This window comes from Streptomyces sp. NPDC086023 (assembly GCF_044540325.1).
Lineage (GTDB): Bacteria > Actinomycetota > Actinomycetes > Streptomycetales > Streptomycetaceae > Streptomyces.
Genome location: NZ_JBITRX010000008.1, coordinates 200,930 through 226,763, shown reverse-complemented (window position 1 = coordinate 226,763; position 25,834 = coordinate 200,930). Strand labels below are relative to the sequence as shown.

General features: G+C 73.9%; 23 protein-coding genes and 5 tRNA genes. 17 read left to right on the top strand and 11 right to left on the bottom strand.

Features of this window, described 5'->3' with window-relative positions:
* Positions 1–202 precede the first annotated feature (202 nt).
* From ACIF6F_RS18255 to ACIF6F_RS18220, 8 genes are all read left to right on the top strand, one after another.
* Positions 203–1,273: a methionine ABC transporter ATP-binding protein gene (locus tag ACIF6F_RS18255; RefSeq protein WP_399947635.1), complete on the top strand. Its 1,071-nt coding sequence runs from the start codon at positions 203–205 to the stop codon at positions 1,271–1,273.
* Positions 1,270–1,938, top strand: coding sequence for a methionine ABC transporter permease (locus ACIF6F_RS18250; RefSeq protein ID WP_399947633.1), 669 nt, complete (start codon positions 1,270–1,272; stop codon positions 1,936–1,938). The genes ACIF6F_RS18255 and ACIF6F_RS18250 overlap by 4 nt, the downstream gene beginning before the upstream one ends.
* A gap of 79 nt (positions 1,939–2,017) precedes the next feature.
* A complete protein-coding gene (locus ACIF6F_RS18245; protein WP_399947631.1) occupies positions 2,018–2,881 on the top strand; it encodes a MetQ/NlpA family ABC transporter substrate-binding protein in 864 nt (287 codons plus the stop codon).
* A 187-nt stretch (positions 2,882–3,068) separates the two neighbouring features.
* Positions 3,069–3,707 carry a GNAT family N-acetyltransferase gene (locus ACIF6F_RS18240; RefSeq protein WP_399947629.1) on the top strand — a complete coding sequence of 213 codons (639 nt, stop codon included), beginning with the start codon at positions 3,069–3,071 and terminating at the stop codon, positions 3,705–3,707.
* Positions 3,708–3,795: 88 nt separating this feature from the next.
* Entirely contained in the window at positions 3,796–4,998 is a 1,203-nt protein-coding gene (cbiE, locus tag ACIF6F_RS18235) for a precorrin-6y C5,15-methyltransferase (decarboxylating) subunit CbiE (protein ID WP_399947627.1), read from the top strand.
* Between the two features lie 339 nt (positions 4,999–5,337).
* On the top strand, positions 5,338–8,730 hold the full coding sequence (gene cobT, locus ACIF6F_RS18230; protein WP_399947625.1) for a nicotinate-nucleotide--dimethylbenzimidazole phosphoribosyltransferase: 3,393 nt from the start codon (positions 5,338–5,340) through the stop codon (positions 8,728–8,730).
* 588 nt (positions 8,731–9,318) lie between these two features.
* Positions 9,319–10,563, top strand: a complete 1,245-nt coding sequence (cobA, locus tag ACIF6F_RS18225) for a uroporphyrinogen-III C-methyltransferase (protein WP_399947623.1) — start codon at positions 9,319–9,321, stop codon at positions 10,561–10,563.
* Between the two features lie 82 nt (positions 10,564–10,645).
* On the top strand, positions 10,646–11,464 hold the full coding sequence (locus ACIF6F_RS18220; protein ID WP_399947621.1) for a TrmH family RNA methyltransferase: 819 nt from the start codon (positions 10,646–10,648) through the stop codon (positions 11,462–11,464).
* Between the two features lie 87 nt (positions 11,465–11,551).
* On the opposite strand, the gene ACIF6F_RS18215 is transcribed toward ACIF6F_RS18220, so the two are convergent.
* From ACIF6F_RS18215 to ACIF6F_RS18205, 3 genes are all read right to left on the bottom strand, one after another.
* Positions 11,552–14,353, bottom strand: a complete 2,802-nt coding sequence (locus tag ACIF6F_RS18215; protein WP_399947619.1) for a VWA domain-containing protein — start codon at positions 14,351–14,353, stop codon at positions 11,552–11,554.
* A 23-nt stretch (positions 14,354–14,376) separates the two neighbouring features.
* Positions 14,377–15,144, bottom strand: a complete 768-nt coding sequence (locus ACIF6F_RS18210) for a hypothetical protein (RefSeq protein ID WP_399947617.1) — start codon at positions 15,142–15,144, stop codon at positions 14,377–14,379.
* Positions 15,145–15,379: 235 nt separating this feature from the next.
* Positions 15,380–16,588 (bottom strand): protein kinase, encoded by a 1,209-nt coding sequence (locus tag ACIF6F_RS18205; protein ID WP_399947616.1) that lies wholly within the window; start codon positions 16,586–16,588, stop codon positions 15,380–15,382.
* Between the two features lie 591 nt (positions 16,589–17,179).
* Here ACIF6F_RS18205 and ACIF6F_RS18200 point away from each other — a divergent pair.
* From ACIF6F_RS18200 to ACIF6F_RS18190, 3 genes are all read left to right on the top strand, one after another.
* Positions 17,180–17,344 carry a hypothetical protein gene (locus ACIF6F_RS18200; RefSeq protein WP_399947615.1) on the top strand — a complete coding sequence of 55 codons (165 nt, stop codon included), beginning with the start codon at positions 17,180–17,182 and terminating at the stop codon, positions 17,342–17,344.
* A 304-nt stretch (positions 17,345–17,648) separates the two neighbouring features.
* On the top strand, positions 17,649–18,623 hold the full coding sequence (locus ACIF6F_RS18195) for a phosphotransferase family protein (protein ID WP_399947613.1): 975 nt from the start codon (positions 17,649–17,651) through the stop codon (positions 18,621–18,623).
* A 66-nt stretch (positions 18,624–18,689) separates the two neighbouring features.
* A complete protein-coding gene (locus ACIF6F_RS18190) occupies positions 18,690–18,965 on the top strand; it encodes a zf-TFIIB domain-containing protein (RefSeq protein ID WP_399947611.1) in 276 nt (91 codons plus the stop codon).
* A 121-nt stretch (positions 18,966–19,086) separates the two neighbouring features.
* On the opposite strand, the gene ACIF6F_RS18185 is transcribed toward ACIF6F_RS18190, so the two are convergent.
* From ACIF6F_RS18185 to ACIF6F_RS18165, 5 genes are all read right to left on the bottom strand, one after another.
* Positions 19,087–19,161: transfer RNA gene (locus ACIF6F_RS18185), tRNA-Val, on the bottom strand.
* 60 nt (positions 19,162–19,221) lie between these two features.
* Positions 19,222–19,293 (bottom strand) — tRNA-Val (locus ACIF6F_RS18180).
* Positions 19,294–19,315: 22 nt separating this feature from the next.
* Positions 19,316–19,387: transfer RNA gene (locus tag ACIF6F_RS18175), tRNA-Val, on the bottom strand.
* Between the two features lies 1 nt (position 19,388).
* Positions 19,389–19,462 (bottom strand) — tRNA-Cys (locus ACIF6F_RS18170).
* A gap of 39 nt (positions 19,463–19,501) precedes the next feature.
* Positions 19,502–19,574: transfer RNA gene (locus ACIF6F_RS18165), tRNA-Gly, on the bottom strand.
* Between the two features lie 225 nt (positions 19,575–19,799).
* Between ACIF6F_RS18165 and ACIF6F_RS18160 the strand changes: the two genes are divergently transcribed.
* From ACIF6F_RS18160 to ACIF6F_RS18150, 3 genes are all read left to right on the top strand, one after another.
* A complete protein-coding gene (locus ACIF6F_RS18160; protein WP_399947610.1) occupies positions 19,800–20,858 on the top strand; it encodes a chorismate-binding protein in 1,059 nt (352 codons plus the stop codon).
* Positions 20,855–21,679, top strand: a complete 825-nt coding sequence (locus tag ACIF6F_RS18155; RefSeq protein WP_399947608.1) for an aminotransferase class IV — start codon at positions 20,855–20,857, stop codon at positions 21,677–21,679. Before ACIF6F_RS18160 ends, ACIF6F_RS18155 begins: the two co-directional genes overlap by 4 nt.
* Before the next feature lie 79 nt (positions 21,680–21,758).
* The gene (locus tag ACIF6F_RS18150) at positions 21,759–22,601 is read left to right on the top strand and encodes a GNAT family N-acetyltransferase (protein ID WP_399947606.1); all 843 of its coding nucleotides are present in this window, start codon (positions 21,759–21,761) and stop codon (positions 22,599–22,601) included.
* A gap of 57 nt (positions 22,602–22,658) precedes the next feature.
* On the opposite strand, the gene ACIF6F_RS18145 is transcribed toward ACIF6F_RS18150, so the two are convergent.
* Positions 22,659–23,180 carry a DsbA family protein gene (locus tag ACIF6F_RS18145; protein WP_399947604.1) on the bottom strand — a complete coding sequence of 174 codons (522 nt, stop codon included), beginning with the start codon at positions 23,178–23,180 and terminating at the stop codon, positions 22,659–22,661.
* Positions 23,181–23,356: 176 nt separating this feature from the next.
* On the opposite strand from ACIF6F_RS18145, the gene ACIF6F_RS18140 reads away from it, so the two are divergent.
* Complete coding sequence (locus tag ACIF6F_RS18140) at positions 23,357–23,788, top strand: hypothetical protein (protein ID WP_399947602.1); 432 nt, start codon at positions 23,357–23,359, stop codon at positions 23,786–23,788.
* A gap of 69 nt (positions 23,789–23,857) precedes the next feature.
* Positions 23,858–24,016: a hypothetical protein gene (locus ACIF6F_RS18135; RefSeq protein ID WP_399947600.1), complete on the top strand. Its 159-nt coding sequence runs from the start codon at positions 23,858–23,860 to the stop codon at positions 24,014–24,016.
* A 20-nt stretch (positions 24,017–24,036) separates the two neighbouring features.
* On the opposite strand, the gene ACIF6F_RS18130 is transcribed toward ACIF6F_RS18135, so the two are convergent.
* Positions 24,037–24,594 carry a CGNR zinc finger domain-containing protein gene (locus ACIF6F_RS18130; protein WP_399947598.1) on the bottom strand — a complete coding sequence of 186 codons (558 nt, stop codon included), beginning with the start codon at positions 24,592–24,594 and terminating at the stop codon, positions 24,037–24,039.
* A 196-nt stretch (positions 24,595–24,790) separates the two neighbouring features.
* Positions 24,791–25,204: an SsgA family sporulation/cell division regulator gene (locus tag ACIF6F_RS18125; protein WP_004002642.1), complete on the bottom strand. Its 414-nt coding sequence runs from the start codon at positions 25,202–25,204 to the stop codon at positions 24,791–24,793.
* 177 nt (positions 25,205–25,381) lie between these two features.
* On the opposite strand from ACIF6F_RS18125, the gene ACIF6F_RS18120 reads away from it, so the two are divergent.
* Positions 25,382–25,813, top strand: coding sequence for a TIGR02611 family protein (locus ACIF6F_RS18120; protein ID WP_399947596.1), 432 nt, complete (start codon positions 25,382–25,384; stop codon positions 25,811–25,813).
* Positions 25,814–25,834: the final 21 nt, after the last annotated feature.

Below are 25,834 nucleotides of genomic sequence, written 5' to 3'. Positions count from 1 at the left end.
CTGAGGGCCCCTTTCCTGAGCCTCGCGCCCCGAAGCGAGACCCGGCCGAGCCTGTCCGCCCGCTGAACACCAGTACGGACCGGTTCCTGCCCCGCGCATGCGCTGCCCACCGGTTTTTCCCGGTTCAGCCCGTTTCGCGCCCCAGATGTTTGCCCCGTGCCCGGCACGCCCGCGCCGCGCACTCGACAGCGACGGAATTCCTGTGATCACCACATCGGGCCTCACGAAGGTCTACCAGTCCCGTGGCCGCGAGGTCACCGCCCTGGACGGCGTCGACCTGCACGTCCGCGAGGGCGAGGTCTACGGAGTCATCGGCCAGAGCGGCGCCGGCAAGTCCTCCCTGATCCGCTGCGTGAACCTGCTGGAGCGCCCCACCTCCGGCACCGTCACCGTCGGCGGGACGGACCTCACCGCCCTCGCCGGCGGCACCCGCCGCGCCGGCAAGGAGCTCCGCGAGGCCCGCAGCCGCATCGGCATGGTCTTCCAGCACTTCAACCTGCTGTCCTCCCGCACCGTCGCCGGCAACATCGAGCTGCCCCTGGAGATCCTGGGCGTCTCCGGCCGAGAGCGCTCCCGCAAGGCACTGGAACTCCTCGACCTCGTGGGCCTGGCCGACAAGGCCAAGGCCTACCCCGGCCAGCTGTCCGGCGGCCAGAAGCAGCGCGTCGGCATCGCCCGCGCCCTGGCCGGCGACCCCAAGGTGCTCCTCTCCGACGAGGCGACCAGCGCCCTGGACCCCGAGACCACCCGCTCGATCCTCCAGCTCCTGCGCGACCTGAACCGGCAGCTCGGCCTGACCGTCCTGCTGATCACGCACGAGATGGACGTGGTCAAGAGCATCTGCGACTCCGCAGCCCTGATGAAGCGCGGCCGGATCGTCGAGTCCGGCACCGTCTCGGAACTGCTGGCCACCCCCGGCTCGGAGCTCGCCGCGGAACTGTTCCCGGTCAGCGGCGCGGCCACCGGCGCCGACCGCACCGTCGTGGACGTCACCTTCCACGGCGAGGCCGCCACGCAGCCGGTGATCTCCCAGCTCTCCCGTACGTACAACATCGACATATCGATCCTCGGCGCCGCGATGGACACCGTCGCCGGCCGGCAGATCGGCCGCATGCGGATCGAGCTGCCCGGCCGCTACGAGGACAACGTCGTGCCCGTCGGCTTCCTGCGCGAGCGGGGCCTGCAGGTGGACATCGTGGACGAGGAGGACGCCGTCGCCGACGCCGGCGTCCGGACCGCCGGCCGCGCGCCGGTCAAGGAAGGTGCCAAGTGAGCTGGTCGGAGATGCAGCCCCTGCTGACCCAGGGAACCTACGACACCCTCTACATGGTGCTGTGGTCCACCCTGGTCACCGTCGCGGGCGGCCTGCCGCTGGGCATCCTCCTCGTCCTCACCGACAAGGGCGGACTCCTCCAGAACCGGATCCTCAACAAGATCATCGGCGTGATCGTGAACATCGGCCGCTCGCTGCCGTTCATCATCCTGCTGATCTTCCTCATCCCGGTGACCACCTTCGTCGTCGGCACCTTCATCGGGCCCACGGCGATGATCGTGCCGCTGGCCATCGGCGCCATCCCCTTCTTCGCCCGCCTCGTCGAGACCGCGGTCCGCGAGGTCGACCACGGACTGGTCGAGGCCGTCCAGTCCATGGGCGGCGGCGTCCCCACGCTGATCTGGAAGGTGTTCCTCCCGCAAGCCCTGCCCTCCCTGGTCGCCGGCGTCACCACCACCGTGATCACCCTGGTCGGCTACTCCGCCATGGCCGGCGCGGTCGGCGGCGAGGGCCTGGGCTCCAAGGCCATCACGTACGGCTTCCAGCGCTTCGAGACCGGCTTCATGATCGCGACCGTCGTGGTCCTGATCGCCATCGTCACCGTCATCCAGCTCGTCGGCGACGGCGTGGTACGCCTGCTCGCCCGCCGCGGCCGGACCGCCTGACCCACAGACTTCCCTCCCCCTCAGCCCGCACTCGTCGTGCTCGGGCGCAGTCAGCACCACCAGGAAAGAGGCACTCTTCGTGCGCAAGAACACCAAGCTCACCGCCGCCGCTGCCGCCACCGCCGCGATAGCCCTCGGCCTCACCGCCTGCGGCACCTCCTCCGACCCGGCCTCCTCGAAGGCCGACGGCGGCAAGGACGCCGCGTCCAAGCCCCTCGTCGTGGCGGCCTCGCCGAGCCCGCACGCCGACGTCCTGAACTTCGTCAAGGACAACCTGGCGAAGAAGGCCGGCCTCGACCTGGAGGTGAAGGAGTTCACGGACTACGTCCTGCCCAACACCGCCACCCAGCAGGGCCAGGTCGACGCCAACTACTTCCAGCACAAGCCGTACCTGGACGACTTCAACGCCAAGAACGGCACGACCATCGTCCCGGTCGTCAACGTGCACCTGGAGCCCCTCGGCCTCTACTCCAAGAAGGTCAAGGGCCTGGGGGACATCAAGGCCGGCCAGACCATCGCCGTCCCCAACGACACCACCAACGAGGGCCGCGCCCTCCAGCTGCTCGCCGCCAACGGCCTGATCACGCTGAAGGACGGCGTCGGCACCTCAGCCAAGCTCTCCGACATCACCGACAAGAAGGGCCTGGAGTTCAAGGAGCTGGAGGCCGCCACGGTCCCGCGCGCCCTGAACGACGTCGACGCCGCGGTCATCAACGGCAACTATGCCCTGGAGGCCGACCTCAAGCCCGCGAAGGACGCCCTGGTCCTGGAGAAGGCCGAGGGCAACCCGTACGCCAACTTCCTCGCGGTGAAGAAGGGCAACGAGAACGACCCGCGCGTCCAGAAGCTCGCCAAGCTCCTGAACTCCCCCGAGGTCAAGAAGTTCATCGAGGACAAGTACGACGGCTCGGTCATCCCGGCGTTCGGCGCCCCCCAGGCCTGATTCGACGGTCCCTCAGGGGCCCCGCGCAGCCGTCCGGCGCGCGGGGCCTTCGGGTGTCCGCAACGCGGACACCCGCCCATGCACTTCTCCCGGCCGATGCTGCATGCTGTGCCAAGGAGTCCCCCCAACTGGCCGCCTACGACACGGAAACGGCCCGGAAACCGGTCCCACTGGCATGGAGCTGCGCATGACTACCACCTTCCCGGACGTCTCGATCAGCACCGACCGGCTGGTGATGCGTCCCTTCGAGGAAGCCGACGTCATGGCGTTCACCGAGATGATGAACGACGAGCTCGTCACGGCCTGGACCTCGGCCCCCCACCCCTACACCGCCGAGGACGCCCGCGCCCGCACCCTCCAGCACGCGCCCGCCGAGCGCACCGAGGGCCGCGGCATCCTCTTCGCCGTCACCGAGTTCCTCACCCAGCGTCTGGTGGGCTACGTCCACCTGCGCAACACGAACTGGCGTACCCGCAGTACCGAGGTCGGATACGTCACCGCCCCCTGGGCCCGCGGCGAGGGCTACGCCTGCGAGTCCGTGCTCGCCGTCGCCCAGTGGCTCTTCAGCGACCAGAAGTTCGAACGCCTCGAACTGCGCACCGCGGCCGACAACACCGCCTCCCAGCAGGTCGCCCAGCGCATCGGTTGCATCAGTGAAGGCGTGCTCCGCAACGCGGGGATAGTGCGCACCCAGACGCAGGACGGCGGCTGGGCCGAGGTCCGCACCGACCTCATCGTCTGGAGCCTGCTGCCGGAGGACCTCGACGGCGTCGACGACCGCATGGTCGACGCGGGCGGATACGCCGGTTACACCGACTGGAACTGAGCCGATGACCAGGTAGTCTCACGATGCCCGCGCCGGTTGGTACAGACCGGCAGCCGCCGGGGGTGAGGACCTAAGGAGACTGACGACGATGGCCGACCGGGTCACGGTGATCGGCTGGGACGGCTCGCCCCTCACCAGGGCCGCCAGTTCCGCGCTCTCCGCCGCCACCCTCGTGGCCGGAGCCGCCCACCACCTGGCGCTCCCCGAGATCCCGGAGACCGCCGAGCGCGTCCGCCTCGGCAGCATCGGCCTCGCCGCCGGCCGCATCGCCGGCCACCGCGGCACCGCCGTCGTGCTCGCCGACGGCGACCCCGGCTTCTTCGGAGTGGTCCGCACCCTCCGCGCCCCCGAGCACGGCCTGGAGGTCGAGGTGGTCCCGGCCGTCTCCTCCGTCGCCGCCGCCTTCGCCCGCGCCGGGATGCCCTGGGACGACGCCCGGGTGGTCGTCGCCCACCCCCGTACGCTCCGCCGCGCCGTGAACGTCTGCCGTGCCCACCCCAAGGTGGCCGTCCTCACCTCACCGGGCGCCGGACCGGCCGAACTCGCCCTCCTCCTCGACGGGGTCCACCGCACCTTCGTCATCTGCGAGGAGCTCGGCACCGCCAACGAGCAGGTCACCGTCCTCACCTCGGACAAGGCCGCCGACCACAGCTGGCGCGACCCCAACGTCGTCATCGTCATCGGCGGCGCCGGCAGCGTGGACGGACACGACGGCGGCTGGCTCGCCGGAACCGTCGGCTCCGTCCGCGACCGCGGCTGGGCCCGCCCCGAACCCGACGCCACCGAGGGCAGCGGCGCCCAGCTCCGGGCCGCCCAGCTCGCCCGGCTCGGCCCCCGCACCGGCGACCTCGTCTGGGACATCGGCACCGGCAGCGGAGCCCTCGCCGTCGACTGCGCCGCGTTCGGCGCTGCCGTCATCGCCATCGACGCCGACCCACGCGCCTGCGAACGCGTAACGGCCGCAGCCCGGGCGCGGGGCGTACAGGTCCAGACTGTCCAGGGCCGGGCACCGCACGTCCTCGAAGCCCTGCCCGAACCCGACGTCGTGCGCGTCGGCGGCGGGGGACCGGAGGTGGTCGCCGCCTGCGCCGACCGCCGCCCCGAACGGATCGTCACCCACGCCGCCACCCGCGACGAGGCCGAGCGGCTCGGCCGGGCGCTGGCCGAAGGCGGGTACGCGGTCGAGTGCGTACTCCTCCAGTCCCTCGGGCTGGACACCCGCACCTGGGAGGAACACGAGCGGTCCGTCGTCTTCCTGCTCGCGGCCGAACGCGTGGACCGCGCCCCGTGATCCTGACGCCGCGCCACGGGGGGTAGGCTGGCCGATCGTTGTACCGCACTGGGCCGCGTGGTGGAATCGTCCACCAATGTCCGGAGAAGGCGCCCCGCTTGGGCGCCTTTTGTGGTACGGCGAGGCCGGAGGGGACGCGCGACGTGGCGCAGTCCACAGCGGGCCGTGGCGGCAAGGGCTGTCACGGCGGCGAACGGACGCGACAATGCTTCAGTAGTCGGCGGGCGTTCGTGCCGCGCGGCGCACCCGCTCGTTCTTCATGACGGGCGCCGGGGTGTGCCGCGATCGGGCGCCCGGTGAGCTGATCGCAGAAGCACAACCGATGGGCGAGGGGTACGCATGACTGACACCGGCCAGGTTCCGGGCGAGGGTTTCCCGGAGAACGCGGGCATGGTGGATCAGCAGGGCGGCATCCCCGCTGCCGACCAGCACACCCCCGTGCCCGGTGCCTACGCCTTCGTCGACCCCGCCGACAACGGCGCCGAGGACGACGACATCCTGCTGATGCCGAGCGCGCAGGGTGCGTGGAGCGACCCGCAGGTCGTGCCGCCGAACCCCTTCGTCCAGGAGACCGTCGAGACGGGCACCTTCGAGACCGGCGTGTTCGAGACCGGCACCTTCGACACGGGAGCCGTCGCCTACGAGGCGGGCGCGCACGAGGCCGCGGGCCGCGACTCCGGCCACGTCGACCTCGGGGGCGTACGGGTTCCCCCGGCGGCCGCACCCGGCGCCACGGCCGCCGGCCGCCGTCCGCTGCACATGGGCCCGCCCGTGCCGGACGCCACCGGCGGTCTCGTACGCTCCCTCGCCGACCGGGGCCCCGCCGCGCCGGCCGAGGCTCCGGCCGCCGCCGCCGTCCCGCCCGTCCCGCCCGTCGCCGTCCAGCCCACCCCCGTACCGGTGCGGCAGCCCGGCCCGCCCACCACGGGCCCCGAGTACCTCGACGTCCCGCGCACCGAGTCCGTGGTGCTGCCCGGCCCGCAGCTCGGCGAGATCCCGCCGCAGGCCGGGGCGCCCTGGGGCGACGGTGCCGCCCAGGTGGCGCCGGTGGCCGAGCCCGCGCAGGGCCCGGTGGCCGCGCCGCAGCCCGTGGCGGCCACCCCTGACGCATCCCCGGCCCCTGCAGAAACGGTCGTCCCGGCGGCCGCGGCCGCCGAGCCGGAGCAGCCGGCCGACTCCGCCGCACCCGCGGAGGCCCTCGGCGCCCCCGCGGCTCCGGAGCCCGTCCCGGCCGAGGCCGCCGAGGTTCCGGAGGCCGGCGCGGAGGCACCGGCCGTTGCGCCGGTCGCCGCCGAGCCGGTTGTCGCGGCCGAGGCGGTCGCCGAGCCGGTCGCCGGGCCCGTCGCGCCGGAGCCGGTGGCCGTGGAGCCGGCCGCCGCGGCGCAGCCCGTGGCCGAGGCCGTCGTGCCGCAGGCCGCCGAGCCGGTGGTCCCGGTCGCGCCGGCCGCCGTCGAGACCGCTGCGGCCACCGTCGTGGCCGAGGCGGCAGGTGTCGAGCCCGCGCAGCCCGAGGCACCGGCCGTGGAAGCCGTTCCCGCGGAGCCGGTGGCCGAGGTGCCCGCCGCGGCCGAGCCCGTCGAACCGCAGCCCGTGGCCGTCGAGCCGGTGGCCGTGCAGCCCGTGGCCCCCGAGGCCGTGCCGGTGCCCGTCGACGCGCCGGCGCCCGTTGCCGCCGCGGAGCCGGTGCTGGCCGACGTCCTGGTCTCCGGCGCCGTGCCGGCCGCCGTCCAGGTCCCGGCTGCCGAGCCGGTCGTACCGGCGGAGCCCGTCGTGCCGGCGGAGCCCGTCGTGCCGGCGGAGCCCGTCGTGCCCGCCGAGCCCCGGCCCGAGCCGGTCGCCGAGCAGTCCGCGGCTCCCGAGGCCGTGCCGCTGCCCGTCGCCGAGCCGGGGCTCGCCGAGTCCCCGGAGCCGGCCGAGGCCGCCACGGCTTCCGCGGCGGACGAGGACGCGGAGCAGCCCGCCACCGAGGCCGAGGCCGGGACCGAAGCCGTGGACCGCCCCGCCCCGGCCCCCGGCTACGCCGACGCCGAGCGCGAGGCCGTCCTGCGCGTGATGCGCGAGCGCCGCGACATCCGCAACGGCTTCCGCACCGACCCCATCCCGCACGAGGTGCTGCTGCGCGTCCTGGAGGCGGCCCACACCGCTCCCAGCGTCGGCCACTCGCAGCCCTGGGACTTCGTCGTGATCCGCTCCGCCGACACCCGGCGGACCATGCACGAGATGGCGACCCGGCAGCGCGAGGCCTACGCCAAGTCGCTGCCCAAGGGCCGGGCCAAGCAGTTCAAGGAAATGAAGATCGAGGCCATCCTCGACACCCCGGTCAACATCGTCGTCACGGCCGACCCGACCCGTGGCGGCCGGCACACCCTCGGCCGCCACACACAGCCGCAGATGGCCCCGTACTCCTCCGCGCTCGCCGTGGAGAACCTCTGGCTCGCCGCCCGCGCCGAGGGCCTGGGCGTCGGCTGGGTCAGCTTCTTCGACGAGCGTGAGATGGTCCGCGCGCTGGGCCTCCCGGAGCACCTGGAGGTCGTCGCGTACCTCTGCGTCGGGTACGTCGACGAGTTCCCGGACGAGCCCGAGCTGATGCAGGCCGGCTGGTCCAAGCGCCGTCCGCTGTCCTGGGTCGTCCACGAGGAGACGTACGGCCGCCGCGCGCTGCCCGGCGAGGAGCCGCACGACCTGCTCTCCGAGACCGTCGGCAACATCCGGCCGCTGGACGCCAAGGCGCTCGGCGAGGCGTGGGAGCGCCAGAAGCGGATGACCAAGCCCGCCGGTGCCCTCGGCATGCTGGAGATCATCTCCGCGCAGCTGTCCGGGCTGTCCCGGATGTGCCCGCCGCCGATCCCGGAGCCTGCCGCCGTCGCGATCTTCGCGGGTGACCACGGCGTGCACGCCCAGGGCGTCACCCCCTGGCCGCAGGAGGTGACCTCGCAGATGGTCGCCAACTTCCTCGGCGGCGGCGCGGTCTGCAACGCCTTCGCGAACCAGGTCGGCGCCGAGGTGTGCGTCGTGGACGTCGGCGTCGCCGGCGACCTCCCGGCCACCCCCGGCCTGCTGCCCCGCAAGGTCCGTCCCGGCACCGCCGACATGACCGCCGGTCCCGCGATGTCCCGCGAGGAGGCCGTCGCGGCCATCGAGGTCGGCATCGAGACCGCCCGCGACCTGGTCGCGGCGGGCAACAAGGCGCTGCTGACCGGTGAGATGGGCATCGCCAACACCACGGTGTCGGCCGCCCTGATCTCGGTCTTCACGGGCGTCGACCCGGCCGAGGTGACGGGCCGTGGCACGGGCATCAACGACGAGACCCACGCCCGCAAGGTCGACGTGGTCCGCCGCGCGCTCGAACTGCACCAGCCGGATCCGTCCGACCCGATCGGCGTGCTCTCCGCCATCGGCGGCCTGGAGCACGCGGCGATGGTCGGCCTGGTGCTGGGCGGCGCGTCGCTGCGTACGCCGGTGATCCTGGACGGCGTCAGCGCCGGTGCCGCGGCGCTGGTGGCCCGTGCCATCGCTCCCGAGTCGCTGGCGGCGTGCATCGCCGGTCACCGCAGTGCCGAACCGGGGCACGTGGCCGCCCTCAACAAGCTGGGCCTGCGCCCGCTGGTCGACCTGGACCTCCGCCTGGGCGAGGGCACGGGCGCCCTGCTGGCCCTCCCGCTGGTGCAGAGCGCGGCCCGCGCGATGCACGAGGTGGCCACCTTCGACTCGGCGGGCGTCACGGAAAAGTAGCCCCGCCAACTTCCGCTGCCGTGGGGGTGCGGGCCGTTGCCGCTGCGCGGAGCCGGTTCCCCACCCCGCCCTCCCCCAGACTTCGTCCGGGGGGACCCCCGTCCCGAAACCGGGGGCTCCGCCCCCAGACCCTCCCCCAGCTACCGCTGGGGGGACCCCCAGCGCCTCAAACGCCGGCGAGGCTTCGTATAGCCCCGGGGGGCAGATTCAGCCCCTCCGGCGTTTGAGGAGCTGGGGGTCTGGGGGCAGCGCCCCCGAAGGGGTCCGGGCGGAGCCCTGGGGGCACCTCCCTGCGGTAGCTGGGGGAGGAACGGAGGAAGGGCGGGTTGGGGGCACCTCCCAGCGGTAGCTGGGGGAGGGACAGCCCCGCAGGGCAACGACCCGCACCCGGCAACGACCCGCACCCGGCACGGGACCGGCACCCGGCACGGGACCGGCCAGCCCCGCCTAGGGACCCGCCCCGCACCCCGCAGGGGACCCGCGCCGTATCGTGGACCCCGCACCACCGGCAAACCCGCACGTCACCGACACGCCGCTCCAGCGCAGCAGCGGCGAAACAGGCCCACCGCCACTCAGGAGCGCACCGTCATGGCCGAAACCCCCGCCTACCCCGTTGGGCTGCGCCTCACCGGCCGCCGCGTCGTCGTCATCGGCGGCGGCCAGGTGGCCCAGCGCCGGCTGCCCGCGCTGGTCGCGGCCGGTGCGGACGTCGTGCTGATCTCCCCGTCCGCCACCCCCTCCGTGGATGTGATGGCGGAGACCGGCGAGATCCGCTGGGAGCGCCGCCGGTACCAGGAGGGCGACCTGGCCGGCGCCTGGTACGCGCTCATCGCGACCCGCGACCGCGAGGCCAACGACCGCGCCTCCGCCGAGGCCGAGCGCGAGCGGATCTGGTGCGTCCGCAGTGACGACGCCGAGGCGGCCACTGCCTGGACCCCCGCCACCGGCCGCACCGAGGGCGTCACCGTGGCGGTGCTCACCGGCAACGACCCCCGCCGTTCCGCCGCTGTGCGCGACGCCATCGTCGAGGGCCTGCGCGACGGCTCGCTGGCCGCCCCCGCCCACCGCGGGCCGGCCCGGAACCCGGGCGTGGCGCTGGTCGGCGGCGGCCCCGGCGACCCGGATCTCATCACCGTCCGCGGCCGCAGGCTGCTCGCCGAGGCCGACGTCGTCATCGCCGACCGCCTCGGCCCCCGCGACCTGCTGGACGAACTGCCGCCGCACGTCCAGGTGATCGACGCCGCGAAGATCCCGTACGGGCGCTTCATGGCGCAGGAGGCCATCAACAACGCCCTCATCGAGCACGCCAAGGCCGGCAAGGCCGTGGTGCGGCTCAAGGGCGGGGACCCGTACGTCTTCGGCCGCGGCATGGAGGAGGCGCAGGCGCTGGCCGAGGCCGGCATCCCCTGCACGGTGGTGCCCGGCATCTCCAGCTCCATCTCCGTGCCGTCCGCGGCCGGCATCCCCGTCACGCACCGGGGCGTGGCCCACGAGTTCACCGTGGTCAGCGGCCACGTCGCGCCCGAGGACCCGCGCTCGCTGGTCGACTGGGCCTCCCTGGCCCGCCTCACCGGCACCCTCGTGATCCTGATGGGCGTCGACAAGATCGGCGCGATCGCCGCGACGCTGGTCGCCCACGGGAAGTCCCCGGAGACCCCGGTCGCCGTCGTCCAGGAGGGCACCACGGCCGCCCAGCGCCGGGTCGACGCCACCCTGGCCACCGTCGGCGAGACCGTGGCCGCCCGGGAGGTCCGGCCGCCCGCCGTCATCGTGATCGGCGACGTGGTCAACGTCGGCATCCCGCCGATCGCGACCGAGCCGGTCACCGACTGATCCGGCCGCACCGAGTAACCGCGGGTAACAGATCTCGTACCCGGCCGTTGGCACCACACCCAGGACAAGGCAGTATCACCCTGTGGCTGATCTCATCACCGTCGAAGACCCCGACGACCCGCGCCTGCGCGACTACACGGGCCTGACCGACGTAGAACTGCGGCGCAAGCGAGAGCCCGCCGAGGGCCTGTTCATCGCCGAGGGCGAGAAGGTCATCAGACGGGCCAAGAGCGCCGGGTACGAGATGCGGTCGATGCTGCTCTCGGCCAAGTGGGTGGACGTCATGCGCGACGTCATCGACGAGCTCCCGGCCCCGGTGTACGCGGTCAGCCCGGAGCTCGCCGAGCGGGTCACCGGCTACCACGTGCACCGGGGGGCGCTGGCGTCCATGCAGCGCAAGCCGTTGCCCACCGCCGACGAACTGCTGGCCACCGCCCGCCGGGTGGTGATCATGGAGTCGGTGAACGACCACACCAACATCGGCGCGATCTTCCGGAGCGCGGCCGCCCTCGGCATGGACGCGGTGCTGCTCTCCCCGGACTGTGCCGACCCGCTCTACCGACGCTCCGTCAAGGTCTCGATGGGCGCGGTGTTCTCGGTGCCCTACGCCCGCCTGGAGTCCTGGCCGAAGGGGCTGGAGTCGGTGCGGGAGGCCGGGTTCAAGCTGCTCGCGCTCACCCCGCACGAGAAGGCCTCCGCCATCGACGAGGCGGCCCCGCACACCCTGGACCGGGTGGCGCTGATGCTGGGCGCCGAGGGCGACGGGCTGTCCACCCAGGCCCTGGTCGCGGCCGACGAGTGGGTCCGCATCCCGATGGCCCATGGCGTGGACTCCCTCAACGTGGGCGCGGCGGCCGCCGTGGCCTTCTACGCGGTGGCGACGGGCCGCCCGACGGGCTGAGCAGCAGGGGGCTGGCGGGACGCCCTCCGGGGCCGTCCCGCCACTCCCGCCACCTGAAGGCGATGCACCTCAGAAGGCGACGGCACCTCAGAAGGCCATGGCGCCCGACCTCACCTGCGCGAAGGCGTTCATCGCCCGGATGCCGGCGGGCGGCTGGCCGGAATCCGAGTAGGCGACGGCCTCGCCCAGGCCCTCCGCCAGCGCCTTGAACTTCTCCAGGGTCACGCGGTCGTTCGAGAGCTCCTCCGCGGGGGCGGCCGCCGCCACGTCCCGCAGCACCTGGATGTGCCGGTCGATCCGCCGCCCGGCGGCCACCCGGTCGTTCGCGTACAGGTCGTCGAGCGCGCGGTACGTGACCTCGCTGGTCCGCAGGCCCACCGCGTGCACGACCACGGTCTCCTCGGCCAGCGCCGCCCCCTCGGCCAGCGCGATCTCGCGGCTCCGGCTCTCCCGGGCGAGCGTGTCGGCGTACTGCACCGTCGCCGTGCCCAGCCCGTCCGCGGCGTGCCACCCCTCCGGGACCTGGACCTCCAGCACCACCCAGTACGTCTCCCCGTACGCCAGGTCGGGCGCGAAGATCCGGATCCCCTTCTCGCCGGTGATCAGGTCCGGCAGCACCTCGGTGCCGTACACCTCGCGCGCCGTCCGGGCGGCCCCGGCCGCGTCCTCGAACACCCGCGCCCGCTCCCGCGGGTCGGTCACCAGGTCGTGCCCGTAGAGGTGCCACGGCACCACCCCGGAGCCGAGGTCGATGCGGAGCTGGATGTCGACGGCGGCGAGGTGGTCCCGCCGCTCCAGGTCGTCCAGCAGCCCGGTGGCGACCTGCTCGGGGCGGGCGACGAAGGTCGCGCTGCCGCCGGCGGTCCCGGCCAGCGCGGAGAGCTCCGTCATCCGGGCGTTCGCGCCGAAGCCGAAGCAGGAGAGGGTCAGGTCGCCGCGCAGCCTCGCGGCCGCGTTCCGGCGGATCACCGTCCAGTTCCGCTCGCCGGAGTTCGGGTCGCCGTCCGAGAGCAGGTACAGCCGGTTGACCGTACGCGCGGGGCTCGCCCGGCGGCCGGTCTCCGCGATCCCGTACTGCACGCCGAGGTTGATGTCGGTGCCGCCGCCGGCCGACATGCCGGTCACGAGCTCGGCGAACCGCTCGGGCGGCAGCTCGGACTTGCGGGTGCCGGGGAGGAGGGTGGCCACCTCGGTGGCGAAGGTGACGATGCCCAGCGAGTCGGCGGGGCGGAGCCGCCGGTAGACCTCCTGGAGGGCGGCCTTCACCATGTCGAGCTTCGCCCCCGCCATCGAGCCGCTGACGTCGACCGCGAAGACGAGGTTGACCGGGAGCGGTTCGCCCGCCGGTGCCCCCTCCGCCGCGCCGGCCCCCGCCCTGAGGGCGATCTCGACGAAATGGGTGGTGGCCGCGCGGGCCCTGGACCCGGCGGGCACGGCGGCGATCCCGTGGCTCACGGCGACGGCCTCGCCCGGGGGCGGCCCGGGCACCTGGTCGGCGCGGGGCGCGACGAAGTCGTCGAACCGGATCTGGTCCTGCCCGACCATCACCCCGTTCTCGATCAGCTCGGGCACCCCCAGCCCGGCCCGCGTGCCGTAGGCGGTACTGCGGCGGATGAACAGCCCGTCGCGGGGGAGCGGCGACTCGGGATCCCGGCCGGGCCCACTCCGGGCGGGCGGTACGGACGGCCGGCTTCCGGCGTCGCGGTAGCGGCTGCGGACGGACCGCGTGGAGACGGTGTCACGCTCGCCGACGCGGTGGGAGGCGAAGAACGAATCCCCGACCTCGTCAAGGACCCCGGGGAACGCATCGTCGTAGTACGCAGCGTCCTCGCCCACGGAACCGGTGCCCAGGAATTCGCCCGGCCGCGCGGTGATTTCCCGGCGGACGTCCGCCACCTCGGCGCCGGCCCGGTCCAGCTGTTCCCCCTCCCGCTCGCGCAGGAGAGCCGCGTGCTGCCGCAGCCGCTCGATTTCCGCCTCCAGATCCCTCAGCCGCTCCGCGCTCACCTCCAGCTCCAGGTCGTACCGCCGCTGGAACTCCGCCTGCATCGCCGGGCCGTCGGCGCGCTCGGTCCCGTGCCGGTCCTCCCCCCTCAGGCCGGGCTCGCCCCTCTCCGCGTCCGACGCCGCGTCCCCCTTGGCCCGTACTCCCCGCCCCGGCTCCGCCGGAACCCGCACCCGACCCGTCGAGTGGACCACCACACCCCGCTCCAGCCACCGCCAGAGCGGACTCTCGCGGCGCCCCGGCCGCCCCTGCGCTCCGGCCGTTCCCGCTGTTCCCGCTGCTCCCTCCACGAAGGCATCGGCGTGGATGATCACGGTCACGCCAGGATCCCGGTGGTAGCGGCCCAGCTCCCGGGCGACGAACTCCCCGTACGTCACCCGGTCGTGGACGACGTCGATCCCGTACGCGCCGAGGAACGCCGCGTACCGCGCGCAGGCCCGCTCGCGCCCCGCCCGCTCCCCGGCCGGCAGCCCGGCAGCACCGAACGGATCGGCGACCAGCATCACCACCCGGCCGCCCGACCAGGTGTCGCGGGCGGCCCAGGACATCTCGCCGCCCTCCCGGCACAGCCGCAGCGAGGCCCCCAGCGCGAGCAGCCCCTCCACCGGCTCCGGGCCGCCGCGGAGCAGGTCCTCCCGCAGCGTCCGGCCCTCCAGCACCGGCCGGACCAGCACCCCGGCCCGCGGGTGGCGGTCCAGTAACAAGTCCACCAGTTCCGGGGCCCGGAGCGTCCGCCTCGGCAGCCGCAGTCCCTTCCGCCGTGCCTGCCAGCGCGTCTCCGACTCCGCTGCCGCGAAGGACGGCAGATCGTCCCCGCCCGCCGTCCTCGGCACGTAGAACACGGTCGGGGCGCCCTGCCCGGCCTCCCAGAACTCGTCCGTCATGCGCGTTTCCTCCGCCATCGATGTCAGCGCCCCGCCGGCCGGCCCTGCCGGACCGGCAGCGGGAAGCGGTCGTCCAGCTCGGTGTTGGTACGGACGCCGACCCGGAACATCCCCTCGGCCCGCAGCCGGCGCAGCCACACGTCCAGCCCCGCGTCCCGTCCCTCGGCGGCCGTGGCCAGCGCCTGCGCGCGGCCCAGGTCCGCGGGGTCCTGGCCGACCAGCAGGATCCGGATCTTGAGGGCGGTGGCGTGCGGGTTGCCCGGCTCCAGCTTCAGGGCCTCGTCCACGTACCCCAGGGCTGTCGCCGCGTTGCCGCCGGCCAGCGCGATCCGGGCCTTCCAGTACCAGAACTCCTCGGACTCCCGGTCCGTGCCCGAGCCCTCCAGCGCGCGCTCGGCCGCCGCGGGCTCCCCCTGGGAGACCAGCCGCGCCACGCGCGCCAGGGTCCGCTCCTCCGGGTCGGCCCCGGTGGCGGGCCCGGGGCGCGGCGCCACGAACCGGCCCACCAGGACCACCGCCGCCAGGAGGAAGAGCAGCAGCAGTCCCACCATGACCATGAACTTCGTGGCACCCCTGCCGTCCGCGAGCGTGGCGAAGATGCCCAGGATCGCGATGGCGAAGGTGAGGGTGATCACGGCCCCGAACAGGATGGTCGCCTGCGCGGCCGTCAGTGTCCTGAACAGCCTCTGGCGGATCAGGTTCTGGATGAAGTTGCGGTAGATCAGGAACAGTCCGCCGAGGGCGACGCCCCCGATACCGGCGATGGCGCCGAGCATCTGGAAGTCCAACATGCCACGGACTGTAGGACCTTGGGCCATGGCGACGCAGGGATACGGCGGGAGATCCCCCGTACCGGGCCGCCTAGGGGGTGTTGCGAAAGTCCCGCACGGCGCCCACGGCGCCCGGCACGCACTCTCGCCGCACCGGCCAGAGCCCCGAGTACGCCCGGTACGAGGGTCTTCGTCCGGCACGCCGAGAGCACGCACCGGACACCGCGGGCACCACACAGGACTTTCGCAACACCCCCTAGAAGTGCTGCGCCGCCGCGATGCCGAGCGCCACGATCAGCGTGACCACCACGAACACGATCAGCCGCTGCCGCAGGAGCCGCCGGTCGGGTCCGGCCGGCCGCCGACCGCCCGTGGTGCTCCGCGGCGCCGGCCGGCCGCCGGTCCGCGATCCGGTACGGGGACCCGTGCGGCCGGTGTCCCGACCCGCGCCCGGCCGTGCCTGCTCCGCGCCGCGCGCGGGGTTCCGGGTGCCGCTGGTGGCGCCGCCCTGGGGGCGCGGAGCGGGTGTGCCCGCGGTACGGCGTTCCGTGCGCTGGCGCGCGTACTGCTCCGCCAGCCGGCCGCTGGGCCGCTCCGGCTCCGTCCGCGGGGCCGGCGTACGCGCCTCGGGCAGCCCCTGGGCCTCGCGGGCCGCGATCTCCTTGAGCCGCATCGACAGCTGGAGGGTCGTGGGCCGCTCCTCGGGGTCCTTCGCCAGGCAGGCCCGCACCAGCGGCGCGAGCGAGTCCGGTACGCCGTGCAGCTGCGGCTCCTCGTGCACGACCCGGTACAGCATCACCTCGGAGCTGCCGTGCCCGAACGGGGAGTCGGCCGTCGCCGCGTACGCGAGGGTCGCGCCCAGCGAGAACACGTCGGTGGCCGGCGTCACGGCCGCCCCGCGCACCTGTTCGGGCGCGAGGAAGCCGGGTGAGCCGACCGCCGTGCCCACGTGGGTGAGGGTGCTCGCCCCGGTGGCCCAGGCGATGCCGAAGTCGATGATCCGGGGGCCCTTGGGGGAGAGCAGGATGTTCGAGGGCTTCAGGTCGCGGTGCACCACGCCGGCCTCGTGCACCGCCACCAGGCCCTCGGAGAGCGCCGCGCCGATGGCCGCGATCTGCGCCGCGGACAGGGGGCCGCCCTCGTTGACCTTGTCGTGCAGGGAGGGGCCGGGTACGTACTGCGTGGCGAACCAGGGGCGCTCGGCCTCCAGGTCGGCGGCCACCAGGCGCGCGGTGCAGCCGCCCCGGATGCGGCGGGCGGCGGACACCTCGCGGGCGAAGCGGGAGCGGAACTCCTGGTCCTCGGCGAGATCCGGCCGGATCACCTTCAGGGCGACGCGCTGGCCACGCCGGTCGGACCCCAGGTAGACCACGCCCATGCCACCGGCACCGAGCCGCCGGTGCAGCCTGAACGAGCCGACGACACGCGGGTCCTCGCGCCGGAGCCGCATCATCGCCATGTCCACCCCGCTGCCCGGTCGTCCTGTTGACGTGCCACAGCTTACGGACGATCCGCCATGTGTGCTCAGAGGCCGCGCCCTCGTCCCGGGATTCGATTGTCAGTGCGGCGGGGGACACTTGAGGGTTGGTCAGATCCCCGTGCTCGAACACCGGTTCGTGTCATGGGTGCGATCAAAATCCGCCGCGGCAAAGGGGATTGGGCCGCGAGGCGGTCCCGGGTGCGTGTTCCGGGGCGCACCGGCGCGACGGCGTGCGTGCGGACCGGTGCCCGCCCGGGCGAGCCGGCGGGCCGGGCGGCGGGAGGCCTGCCACCGTGGCGGAAGTGACCGAAGTCACGCGGTCGCGGGGTGTAACCGGCCGGAATCCGGGATCCCCTCCGGGAGGACCCCGACTCCGGGGGGACCGTCTCCACCCAGGGGAGTACGCGCGGGGGACCCCCGTCATCCTCCCGGAGGCCCGGGAAAGGGTACGGAGGCATGAGGACTCGGGACGCCCGCGCTCCTAGTGTTGAGGACAAGCGGCGGGTGGAGCACTCGTCCCCCGAGGTCAGACACCCGCCGCTGCCAGACCAGGGAGAGAGGACCGAGGAGCGGGACATGGCGATCATCCGCACGCAGGGACGCAAGCCGTCCGGGACGCGCCACCCGCTGGTGGCCGCGGCCATGGTCCTCCCCCTCGCCGCCCTCCTGGTCGTCGTCTTCGGCGGCTGGGAATCGGTGGTGACACAGGCGTCGTCCGTGGGCGCGTTGCTGGGGCGCTGAGCGGCGCCCCGGGTCCGGGAGAGCGGCCCGGACCGGGACATCGCCCATCAACCCCGTGGGGACGGGGGTACGGCGGACGGCTGTAAGAGGGTGTCGGCGGTGACGGCTGGGGAGCCGTCACCGCCGCCACCCTTTTCGACGTCCCGCAGCGTCCCGGCCCCGGGGCGTTCCGGCTCCTGGGTGCCGCCCCCGGCGTCCTCCGCCCGGTGGGCGTTGGCCGCGGCACCGGGCCGGGACGCGCGTACGGGGCGCGGGAACACGTACGATCCGAGCGGCGACCGGGACCGTACGACTGGGGGAATCCGTGAACGCGCGCTTCGCGGCGGAACTGGCCGCGCTGGTCGGCGGGGACGCCCCGCGGGGCCGGCCCGGTGTGCCCCGCCAGCACACCCTCCTCGCGGACCGGCCCGACGGCACCGTGGTCCGCACCGGCGGCGTCGTCGTCAAGGCCCACGCCCCCGGCACCGACCAGGCCGCCCTCGCCGTACGGGTCCGCCTGGCCGCAGCCCCCGCCCTCACCGGCATCCTGCTGCCCCCGCTGCCCGCCTTCGCCCGGGACGGCGAGCCCGCCCTGACCACCGTGCTGCGCGGCCGCGCCGTCTCCGCCTGGCCGCACGGCACCCCGGTGGACCCCGCCGCCCCCGAGGCAGCCCCCTGGGAGGACGCGGCCCGGCTGCTGGCGCGGCTGCACACCCTGCCGGCCGCCGCCCTGCCCGAGCGGCTGCCGCCGATGCGCGGCCCCGCGAAGGTGGCCCGCGCCCTGTCCCGGATGGCCGCGGCGGGCCCGCACCCCGACTCCGCCGCCGTCCTCGCGGCCGCCGCCCGGCTGCCCGCCTGGGCCCGCGGCGAGACGCCCGCGCCCCCCTCCGCCACCGTCTGCCACGGCGACCTGCACCTGGGCCAGCTGGTCCGGCACCCGGGCCCGGACGGCCCCTGGCTGCTCATCGACGTGGACGACCTCGGGCTCGGCCGCCCCGGCTGGGACCTGGCCCGCCCCGCCGCCTGGTACGCCGCCGGTCTCCTCGACCCCGGCGTGTGGACCCGGTTCCTCGGCGCCTACCAGGACGCCGGAGGCCCGGCCGCCGGCCCCCGGGGCGCCGACCCCTGGCCCGAACTCGACGTTCCTGCCCGGGCGCTGACGGTCCAGACCGCCGCCCTGGCCATCGCCAAGTCGGTCGCGGAGCGGCGCGGACTGGACGAGGTGGAGCGGATGATGGCCGACAGTTGTTCCCGAATCGCCACACTCCCGCCGGACTTGGAGTCCGTCCTTCCGTCGTAGGGTGAGCGTCACGTCACCGGGCAGGATTCCGGGGACGACGTCCGACGGCGAGGAGTTGAGCCGATCATGCAGTGCCCGAAGTGTCACGCGATGATGCACACGTACAACCGCAGCGGGGTCCAGATCGAGCAGTGCAGCGGCTGCCGGGGCATATTCCTGGACTACGGCGAGCTGGAGGCCCTGACCCGCCTGGAGTCCCAGTACGGCCAGGTCCCGCCGCCGCCCGCGCCCCCCGCGTACCCGGCCGGCCAGGCGCCCGCCTGGGGTGCCCCGCAGCACCACGGGCACGGCCACGGACACCACCACCGCGGCGGCTTCGGCCGGATGCTGTTCTCCTCCTGACCCGCGGGCGCCGAAGCCGCCGCGGTCCCGGCCCGTCGTACGTACGGCCGGGGACCGCGGTGGGCCGCGACCGTACACAGCGGAAAGCCCCGGCCGATCTGATCGGCCGGGGCTTTCCGGGTGGTGCGCGATACTGGGATTGAACCAGTGACCTCTTCCGTGTCAGGGAAGCGCTCTCCCGCTGAGCTAATCGCGCGGGACGATCCTTGCGGACCTGTTGACCATCGTCCGGAGACCGCAGGTCTGGCGTGCTGCGTGCGCGATACTGGGATTGAACCAGTGACCTCTTCCGTGTCAGGGAAGCGCTCTCCCGCTGAGCTAATCGCGCGGGGTGATCCTTGCGGATCAAGTGGACGATACTGGGATTGAACCAGTGACCTCTTCCGTGTCAGGGAAGCGCTCTCCCGCTGAGCTAATCGTCCTTGGAGGTGGAGACGGGATTTGAACCCGTGTAGACGGCTTTGCAGGCCGTTGCCTCGCCTCTCGGCCACTCCACCATGGAGCTGCAGGGGTTCTCGGGAAGATCCCCCACTTCGAGCGGACGACGAGATTCGAACTCGCGACCCTCACCTTGGCAAGGTGATGCTCTACCAACTGAGCCACGTCCGCAGGTCGCCGGTGTTGCTTCCGGGTTTTTTCCTTCGCTCCCCGGCGACGTGTTGAACTCTAGCGGATTCCCGGGCCAGCTCAAAAACGCGTTTCCGCAGCGTGCTGCGGCCGTTCACCGGAGCCCACCCGCACGGCCAGCTCAGCGGGGGTCCGGCCCGCCGCTCACCGGCGTCCCCGCCCCGCACCCACCGACGTCCCCACCCCAGCCGTCCTAGACTCACAGCCGTGCAGCACCTGCCTCCCATGGCCCGCTTCGGCGGCCTCATCGCGACCGACCTCCGTGACGTCACAGGCGACCCCTCAGCGCTGGACTCGGCCGGCTTCTGGGCCGTCTCGGCGGACTTCGAAGGCCGCCTCGTGTGCGCCCGCTTCGGAGACATACGCCCCGACCCCGTCCCCGCGCCCGTCCCGGGCGCCTGGCGGGGTCCCGGGACGTCGTCCTGGACCTCCTCCCTGGACCGCGAGGCCTACGTGGCCGGCGTACGGTCCATCCGCGCCCACATCGCGCGCGGCGAGGTCTACCAGGCCAACCTCTGCCGCGTGATGTCCGCACCGCTCCCCGACGCCGACGGCGCCGACGTGGACGCCCTCACCGCCCTGCTGGCCCGCGGCAACCCGGCGCCCTACGCAGGAACGATTCGGCTCCCCGCGCACGGCGTGGAGATCGCCACGGCCTCGCCCGAGCTCTTCCTGCGCCGCACCGGCCGCACTGTGGAGTCCGGACCGATCAAGGGCACCGGCCGCACCGCCGACGACCTCCTCCCCAAGGACCACGCCGAGAACGTGATGATCGTGGACCTGGTCCGCAACGACCTCGGCCGCGTCTGCGCCACCGGTTCCGTGACCGTCCCCGAGCTGTGCGCCGTCGAGGAGCACCCGGGACTGGTCCACCTGGTCTCCACCGTCCGCGGCGAGCTGGCCGACGGCGCCGGCTGGCCCGAGCTGCTGGCGGCCACCTTCCCGCCCGGCTCCGTCACCGGCGCCCCCAAGTCCTCCGCCCTGCGGATCATCGAGGCCCTGGAGACCGCCCCGCGCGGCCCGTACTGCGGAGGCATCGGCTGGGTCGACGCCGACCGCGGCACCGGTGAGCTGGCCGTCGGCATCCGGACCTTCTGGATCGACCGGGAGGCCCCCGGCGGCCCCCGGCTCCGCTTCGGCACCGGCGCCGGGATCACCTGGGGCTCCGACCCCGAGCGCGAGTGGGCCGAGACCGAACTGAAGGCCGCCCGGCTGCTCGCGGTAGCGTCGGGTACGTACCAGGCGAGTGAAGGGACCGTACGGTGAGGATCTGGCTCGACGGGCAGCTGCGGGACGCCGAGAACGCCCGGGTTTCCGTCTTCGACCACGGGCTGACCGTGGGGGACGGCGTCTTCGAGACGCTCAAGGCCGTGGACGGGGAGGCCTTCGCGCTCACCCGCCACCTGGACCGGCTGACCCGCAGCGCGCGCGGCCTCGGCCTGCCCGACCCGGACCTCGACGAGGTGCGCCGCGCCTGCGCCGCCGTCCTCGAGGCCAACCCGATGCCGCTGGGCCGGCTGCGCATCACCTACACCGGCGGGCTGTCGCCGCTCGGCTCCGACCGCGGCGAGACCGGCCCCACGCTGGTCGTGGCCGTCGGCGAGACCACCCGGCGCCCCGACACCACCGCCGTGATCACCGTCCCGTGGGTGCGCAACGAGCGCAGCGCCCTCGCGGGCCTGAAGACCACCTCGTACGCGGAGAACGTGGTCGCCCTGGCCAAGGCCCACGAGGCCGGCGCCTCCGAGGCGCTCTTCGCCAACACCGTGGGGCAGCTGTGCGAGGGCACCGGCTCCAACGTGTTCGTGGTCCTCGACGGCGAGCTGCACACCCCGCCCGTCCCCTCCGGCTGCCTCGCCGGGATCACCCGCGCCCTGGCGGTCGAGTGGACCGGGGCGCACGAGACCGACCTGCCCTTCGACGTGCTGGAGCGTGCCGACGAGATCTTCCTGACCTCGACGCTGCGCGACGTGCAGGGCGTCCACCGGGTCGACGGCCGCGAGCTGGCCGCCGCCCCCGGCCCCGTCACGGCCAAGGCCATGCGCATCTTCGACGAGCGGGCGGCCCAGGACGCCGACCCCGCGTAGCGGAGGCGCCGGAGTCCCGGGGCGCGGGCGCGTCACGCACCGGTGACGGGCGGGCCCGCGGGCGGGTACAACAGGCGTGATGACCACGACCCTGCGGCCGGCCGGGCCGCTCCAGAGCGCCGCGGAAGGGGCGCGCTCGCGCCCGTACGAGGTCCGCGTCAACAGCCGCGTCGTCGGGAAGGTGGAGCTGGCCGCCGATCCGGCCGCCGGCCCCGGCGTGGGCCTGATCCGCGGCCTGTGGATCGACCGCCCGGACCGGCGGCGCGGTCGCGGCACGGTCGCGGCGCTCGCCGCCGAGGAGGTGCTGCGCGGCTGGGGCTGCCGGCGGATCGACGTCGCGGTACCCGGGGACGCCGCCGAGGCGCGCCGGATGGCCGACGCCCTCGGCTACACCGAGACCGGCCGCCACATGGTCAAACGCGTCTCCGCCCGGTCGCCTGCCCTGCCCGCGGGCGACGCGGGCCGGCCGATGACGGCGGAGGAGTTCGAGGCCTGGCTGGGCCCGGCCGTCGAGGGCTACGCGGCCGTCTGGCGGGAGCGCGGCCTGGCGCCCGCGGAGGCGCTGGCCCGCTCGCGCGCGGCCCACGACGAACGACTGCCGCGGGGCCTCGACACCCCCGGCACGTCCTTCTCCGTCCTGGAGAGCGGGGGCGTGCCCGTCGGGCACGTGTGGGTGGGCTTCGGCGTCGCCGGCCTGCCGGGGGACCCCGGCGCGTACGTCTTCGACGTGGCGGTGGCAGGGGAGCACCGCGGGCGCGGCCACGGGCGCTCGCTGATGCTGCTCGCCGAGCGGGCCGCCCTGGCCGGCCGGGCCCGGCTGATCGGCCTGCACGTCCTGGTGTCGAACACCCCGGCCCGGCGGCTCTACGAGTCCCTCGGGTACCAGGTCGTCCGGCACAACTTCACGAAGCCGCTGATCTGACCCGGCGGGGGAGCGGCCGAACCGCGGCTGCCGGGCATCCCGGCAGCCGGGGGCGCCCTACCGGACGGCCAGCAGGCGGTCGGCGATCTCCTCGACGCGCTCGCGGAGGCCCTCCTGGCTCTTGCCGCCGTCCAGGCGCTCGCCGTCGATCACGTACGTCGGGGTGCCGGTGACGCCGATCGCCTTGCCCTCCGCCTGGTCGGCGTCCACGATCAGGATGTGCCGGCCGTCGATCAGGGCGGTGTCGAACTCCTCGGCGTCCAGGCCGAGTTCCTTCGCGGTCTGCACGAGGAAGGCCTCGCCCCGGCGCTCCAGCTCCTCGGCGCGGGCGAGCACGGCCTCCGCGTACGGCCAGCCCTGACCCTGCTCCACGGCCTCCTCGGCGGCCTGGGCCGCGGCGAAGGCGTGCTTGTGCTTCGCCAGGGGGAAGTGCCGCAGCCGGATGTCCATCCGGTCGCCGTACCGGGCCCGCAGGGCGCGCACGTCGTCCAGGGCGGTGCGGCAGTCGGTGCACTGGAGTTCGCACCAGACGTCGAGGACGACGGGACCGGGGGCGCCGGAAGGCTGGGAATCGCTCATGGGGCCAGTCTCCCAGACCCTCCCTGAGGAGGAGACCGACCCCGAGACGCCCCGGAGATCTCCCGGAGATGTGCCGCCACGGGCGCCGATCCGTGGCCCGTGCGCACCCGCCCGGTGCAGGATGGAAGGGGCGGAAACGCCCGCCCACGCGCCGCATCCACAGCTGGAGGGACCGCATGCTTGCCGAGACCATATGTTCCGCGGTGTCCGCGGCGGGCCTGGGCATCGCCGCGCTCACCGCCTACCGCAAGCGGTACCTGGCGGCCACGCGCATCGCGGCCTACTCGCTGGTGCCCGTGGCGCTGGTGATGACCGGCCTCGTGGAGTGGGTCACCGGCATCGTCTTCAAGCCCGGCGTCTGGATCGGCTTCGGACTCCTCGCCCTGGCCTGGGTGCTGCTCGCCACCACCCGCGCGGTGGAGCGCCGCGGCACCGGCACCCGCAAGGAGCGCAAGGAGCGCAAGGCGGCCACCGGCACGGCCCCGGCAGCCGTCGCACCCGCGCCCGCACCGACCACCCGCCCGCGGCAGACGCCCGCCTCCCCGGCGGTCACCCCCGCGGATGACTTCTCCGACATCGAAGCGATTCTGAAGAAACACGGGATCTAGCGAACTGCCGCGTGGTCCTGGCGTGTTGAGGGGGTGGGGCGAGGGGGCTGCGTCATCATTCGCCCCGAGATGCTGGACACATCGCGGGGCGAGCCCGCCACCACCGTTCCCACGGAGGAACAGCGCGGCTGCCTCTTCGCGCTCTCCCAGCCGCCGTTGATGATCTTCCTGGCGGTGATCGGCACCCTTCTGCTGCTCGCCGCCACGCACGACCTCTTCCTGCTCTAGGGCCGTGGCCGGGGTGGTGGCTACTCGGCGGCTTCCTTGCGCCGGGCGCGGTACGCGGCCACGTGCAGGCGGTTGCCGCAGGTGCGGGAGTCGCAGTAGCGGCGCGAGCGGTTGCGGGACAGGTCCACGAAGGCCCGGCGGCAGTCGGGGGCCTCGCACCGGCGCAGCCGCTCCCGTTCGCCCGAGACCACGATGAAGGCCAGCGCCATCCCGCAGTCCGCGGCGATGTGGTCGCCGACGGAGGCGCCGGGGGCGAAGTAGTGCACGTGCCAGTCGTAGCCGTCGTGGTCGGTCAGCCGGGGCGTGGTGCCCGCCGCCGCCACCAGCTCGTTGATCACGCCGGCCGCCACGCGGTCGGTGCCGGCCGCGAAGATCTGACCGAACAGGCCGCGTACCGTCCGCACCCCCGCGAGGTCGCGGGCGCCGAGTACCCCGACGTCACTGATCTCGTGCTCCCGTACGAACTCGCGCAGCGCCCCGAGGTCGGCCAGCCCGTCGGGCCCGCCCGGATCGGGCGAGGTGTTCACCAGATCGACGACGACGTCGAGTGCGCGACGCGTGTCGTGGGGGATCTGCATGGGGTTCTCGCTCCCTGGGGCCGCTGCGGGCCGGTGCCCGCCGATGTCGCCGAACAATAGCGTCCCCTGGAAAAAGCGCACCGGCGCCGTCCGCGCGGGTGGCTTCCGCGGGAACAGCGCCGGTACTGCCGTATGTGGTTGTCCGGCCCACACCGTCGCCCCGAGTCGGACGGTGTCGGGCGGCTCTCGCCCTGGCTCAGCTTTCCGCCAGGATGTGGGAGAGCTCCTGGTCGAGGTCGAAGTGGCGATGCTCGGTGCCGGGTGGCACCGCCGCGTCGGTCCGCTTCAGGAACGACTCCAGGGCCCTCGCGGGGGCTTCGAGCAGGGCTTCTCCCTCCGGTGAGCTCAGGGCGATGCAGACGACGCCCTGACCGTGGCTCCGGGACGGCCAGACGCGGACGTCTCCGGTACCGGTGGGCCGGTGGAGGCCCTCCGCGAGGAGGTCGCGGGCGAAGACCCACTCGACCGTCTCCTCGGCGCCGGTGTGGAAGGTGGCGTGCACGGCGTAGGGGTCGGCCGTGTCATACCGCAGGCCCGCGGGTACAGGCAGTGAGGACTCGCTCGACACAACGAGGCGCAGGTGCAGCTCGCAGCTGACCGTGGTGTTCATAAGCGCCAGGGCCTTTCGCTCAGTGTGCGCTCGGGGATTCGCACGTCGGCGAAATCGACATGCCACCTACGGTGCCGTTGTAAACCCCTCTGACCGTTTTGCGGGCGTTCAGGTACCTCGTACGGCGGATCCCGCAGCCCGTTCACCTGTGCTTGGAGCTCCGGTAGGTTTGCTCCCATGAACACGGGGAGTGACGGCCGCGGGAACAGCGAGAACCCGGCCGCAGAGACGGAAGAGGCGCCGCTCGGCTCGCGCGCGCCGGAATTCATCAAGGCACGCCGCACCCTGCACCTCAGCTGGCAGGTCGGCGTCTTCATCGTGGGCCTGGCCGTCGTGGGAGCGGGCGTCGTCATGCTCCCGCTGCCCGGTCCGGGCTGGCTGGTGATCTTCGCGGGCATGGCGATCTGGGCGACCGAGTTCGTCTGGGCGCAGCTCGTCCTGCGCTGGACCAAGCGCAAGGTGACCGAGGCCGCGCAGAAGGCGCTCGACCCGAAGGTCCGGCGCCGCAACATCATCCTGACCTCCATCGGCCTGGTGATCACCCTGACGCTGCTGGGGATCTACCTCTGGAAGTTCGGCTTCGCCATGCCGTGGAACATCGGCGAGTGACCCCGCGGGTGCCCGGCGCCT

Coding starts and splice junctions, on each gene's coding strand:
- ACIF6F_RS18240 (WP_399947629.1), top strand. CDS start 3,069: ATGACTACCACCTTCCCGGACGTCTCGATCAGCACCGACCGGCTGGTG.
- cbiE (WP_399947627.1), top strand. CDS start 3,796: ATGGCCGACCGGGTCACGGTGATCGGCTGGGACGGCTCGCCCCTCACC.
- cobT (WP_399947625.1), top strand. CDS start 5,338: ATGACTGACACCGGCCAGGTTCCGGGCGAGGGTTTCCCGGAGAACGCG.
- cobA (WP_399947623.1), top strand. CDS start 9,319: ATGGCCGAAACCCCCGCCTACCCCGTTGGGCTGCGCCTCACCGGCCGC.
- ACIF6F_RS18215 (WP_399947619.1), bottom strand. CDS start 14,353: ATGACGGACGAGTTCTGGGAGGCCGGGCAGGGCGCCCCGACCGTGTTC.
- ACIF6F_RS18210 (WP_399947617.1), bottom strand. CDS start 15,144: ATGTTGGACTTCCAGATGCTCGGCGCCATCGCCGGTATCGGGGGCGTC.
- ACIF6F_RS18200 (WP_399947615.1), top strand. CDS start 17,180: ATGGCGATCATCCGCACGCAGGGACGCAAGCCGTCCGGGACGCGCCAC.
- ACIF6F_RS18190 (WP_399947611.1), top strand. CDS start 18,690: ATGCAGTGCCCGAAGTGTCACGCGATGATGCACACGTACAACCGCAGC.
- ACIF6F_RS18150 (WP_399947606.1), top strand. CDS start 21,759: ATGACCACGACCCTGCGGCCGGCCGGGCCGCTCCAGAGCGCCGCGGAA.
- ACIF6F_RS18145 (WP_399947604.1), bottom strand. CDS start 23,180: ATGAGCGATTCCCAGCCTTCCGGCGCCCCCGGTCCCGTCGTCCTCGAC.
- ACIF6F_RS18140 (WP_399947602.1), top strand. CDS start 23,357: ATGCTTGCCGAGACCATATGTTCCGCGGTGTCCGCGGCGGGCCTGGGC.
- ACIF6F_RS18135 (WP_399947600.1), top strand. CDS start 23,858: ATGCTGGACACATCGCGGGGCGAGCCCGCCACCACCGTTCCCACGGAG.
- ACIF6F_RS18130 (WP_399947598.1), bottom strand. CDS start 24,594: ATGCAGATCCCCCACGACACGCGTCGCGCACTCGACGTCGTCGTCGAT.
- ACIF6F_RS18125 (WP_004002642.1), bottom strand. CDS start 25,204: ATGAACACCACGGTCAGCTGCGAGCTGCACCTGCGCCTCGTTGTGTCG.
- ACIF6F_RS18120 (WP_399947596.1), top strand. CDS start 25,382: ATGAACACGGGGAGTGACGGCCGCGGGAACAGCGAGAACCCGGCCGCA.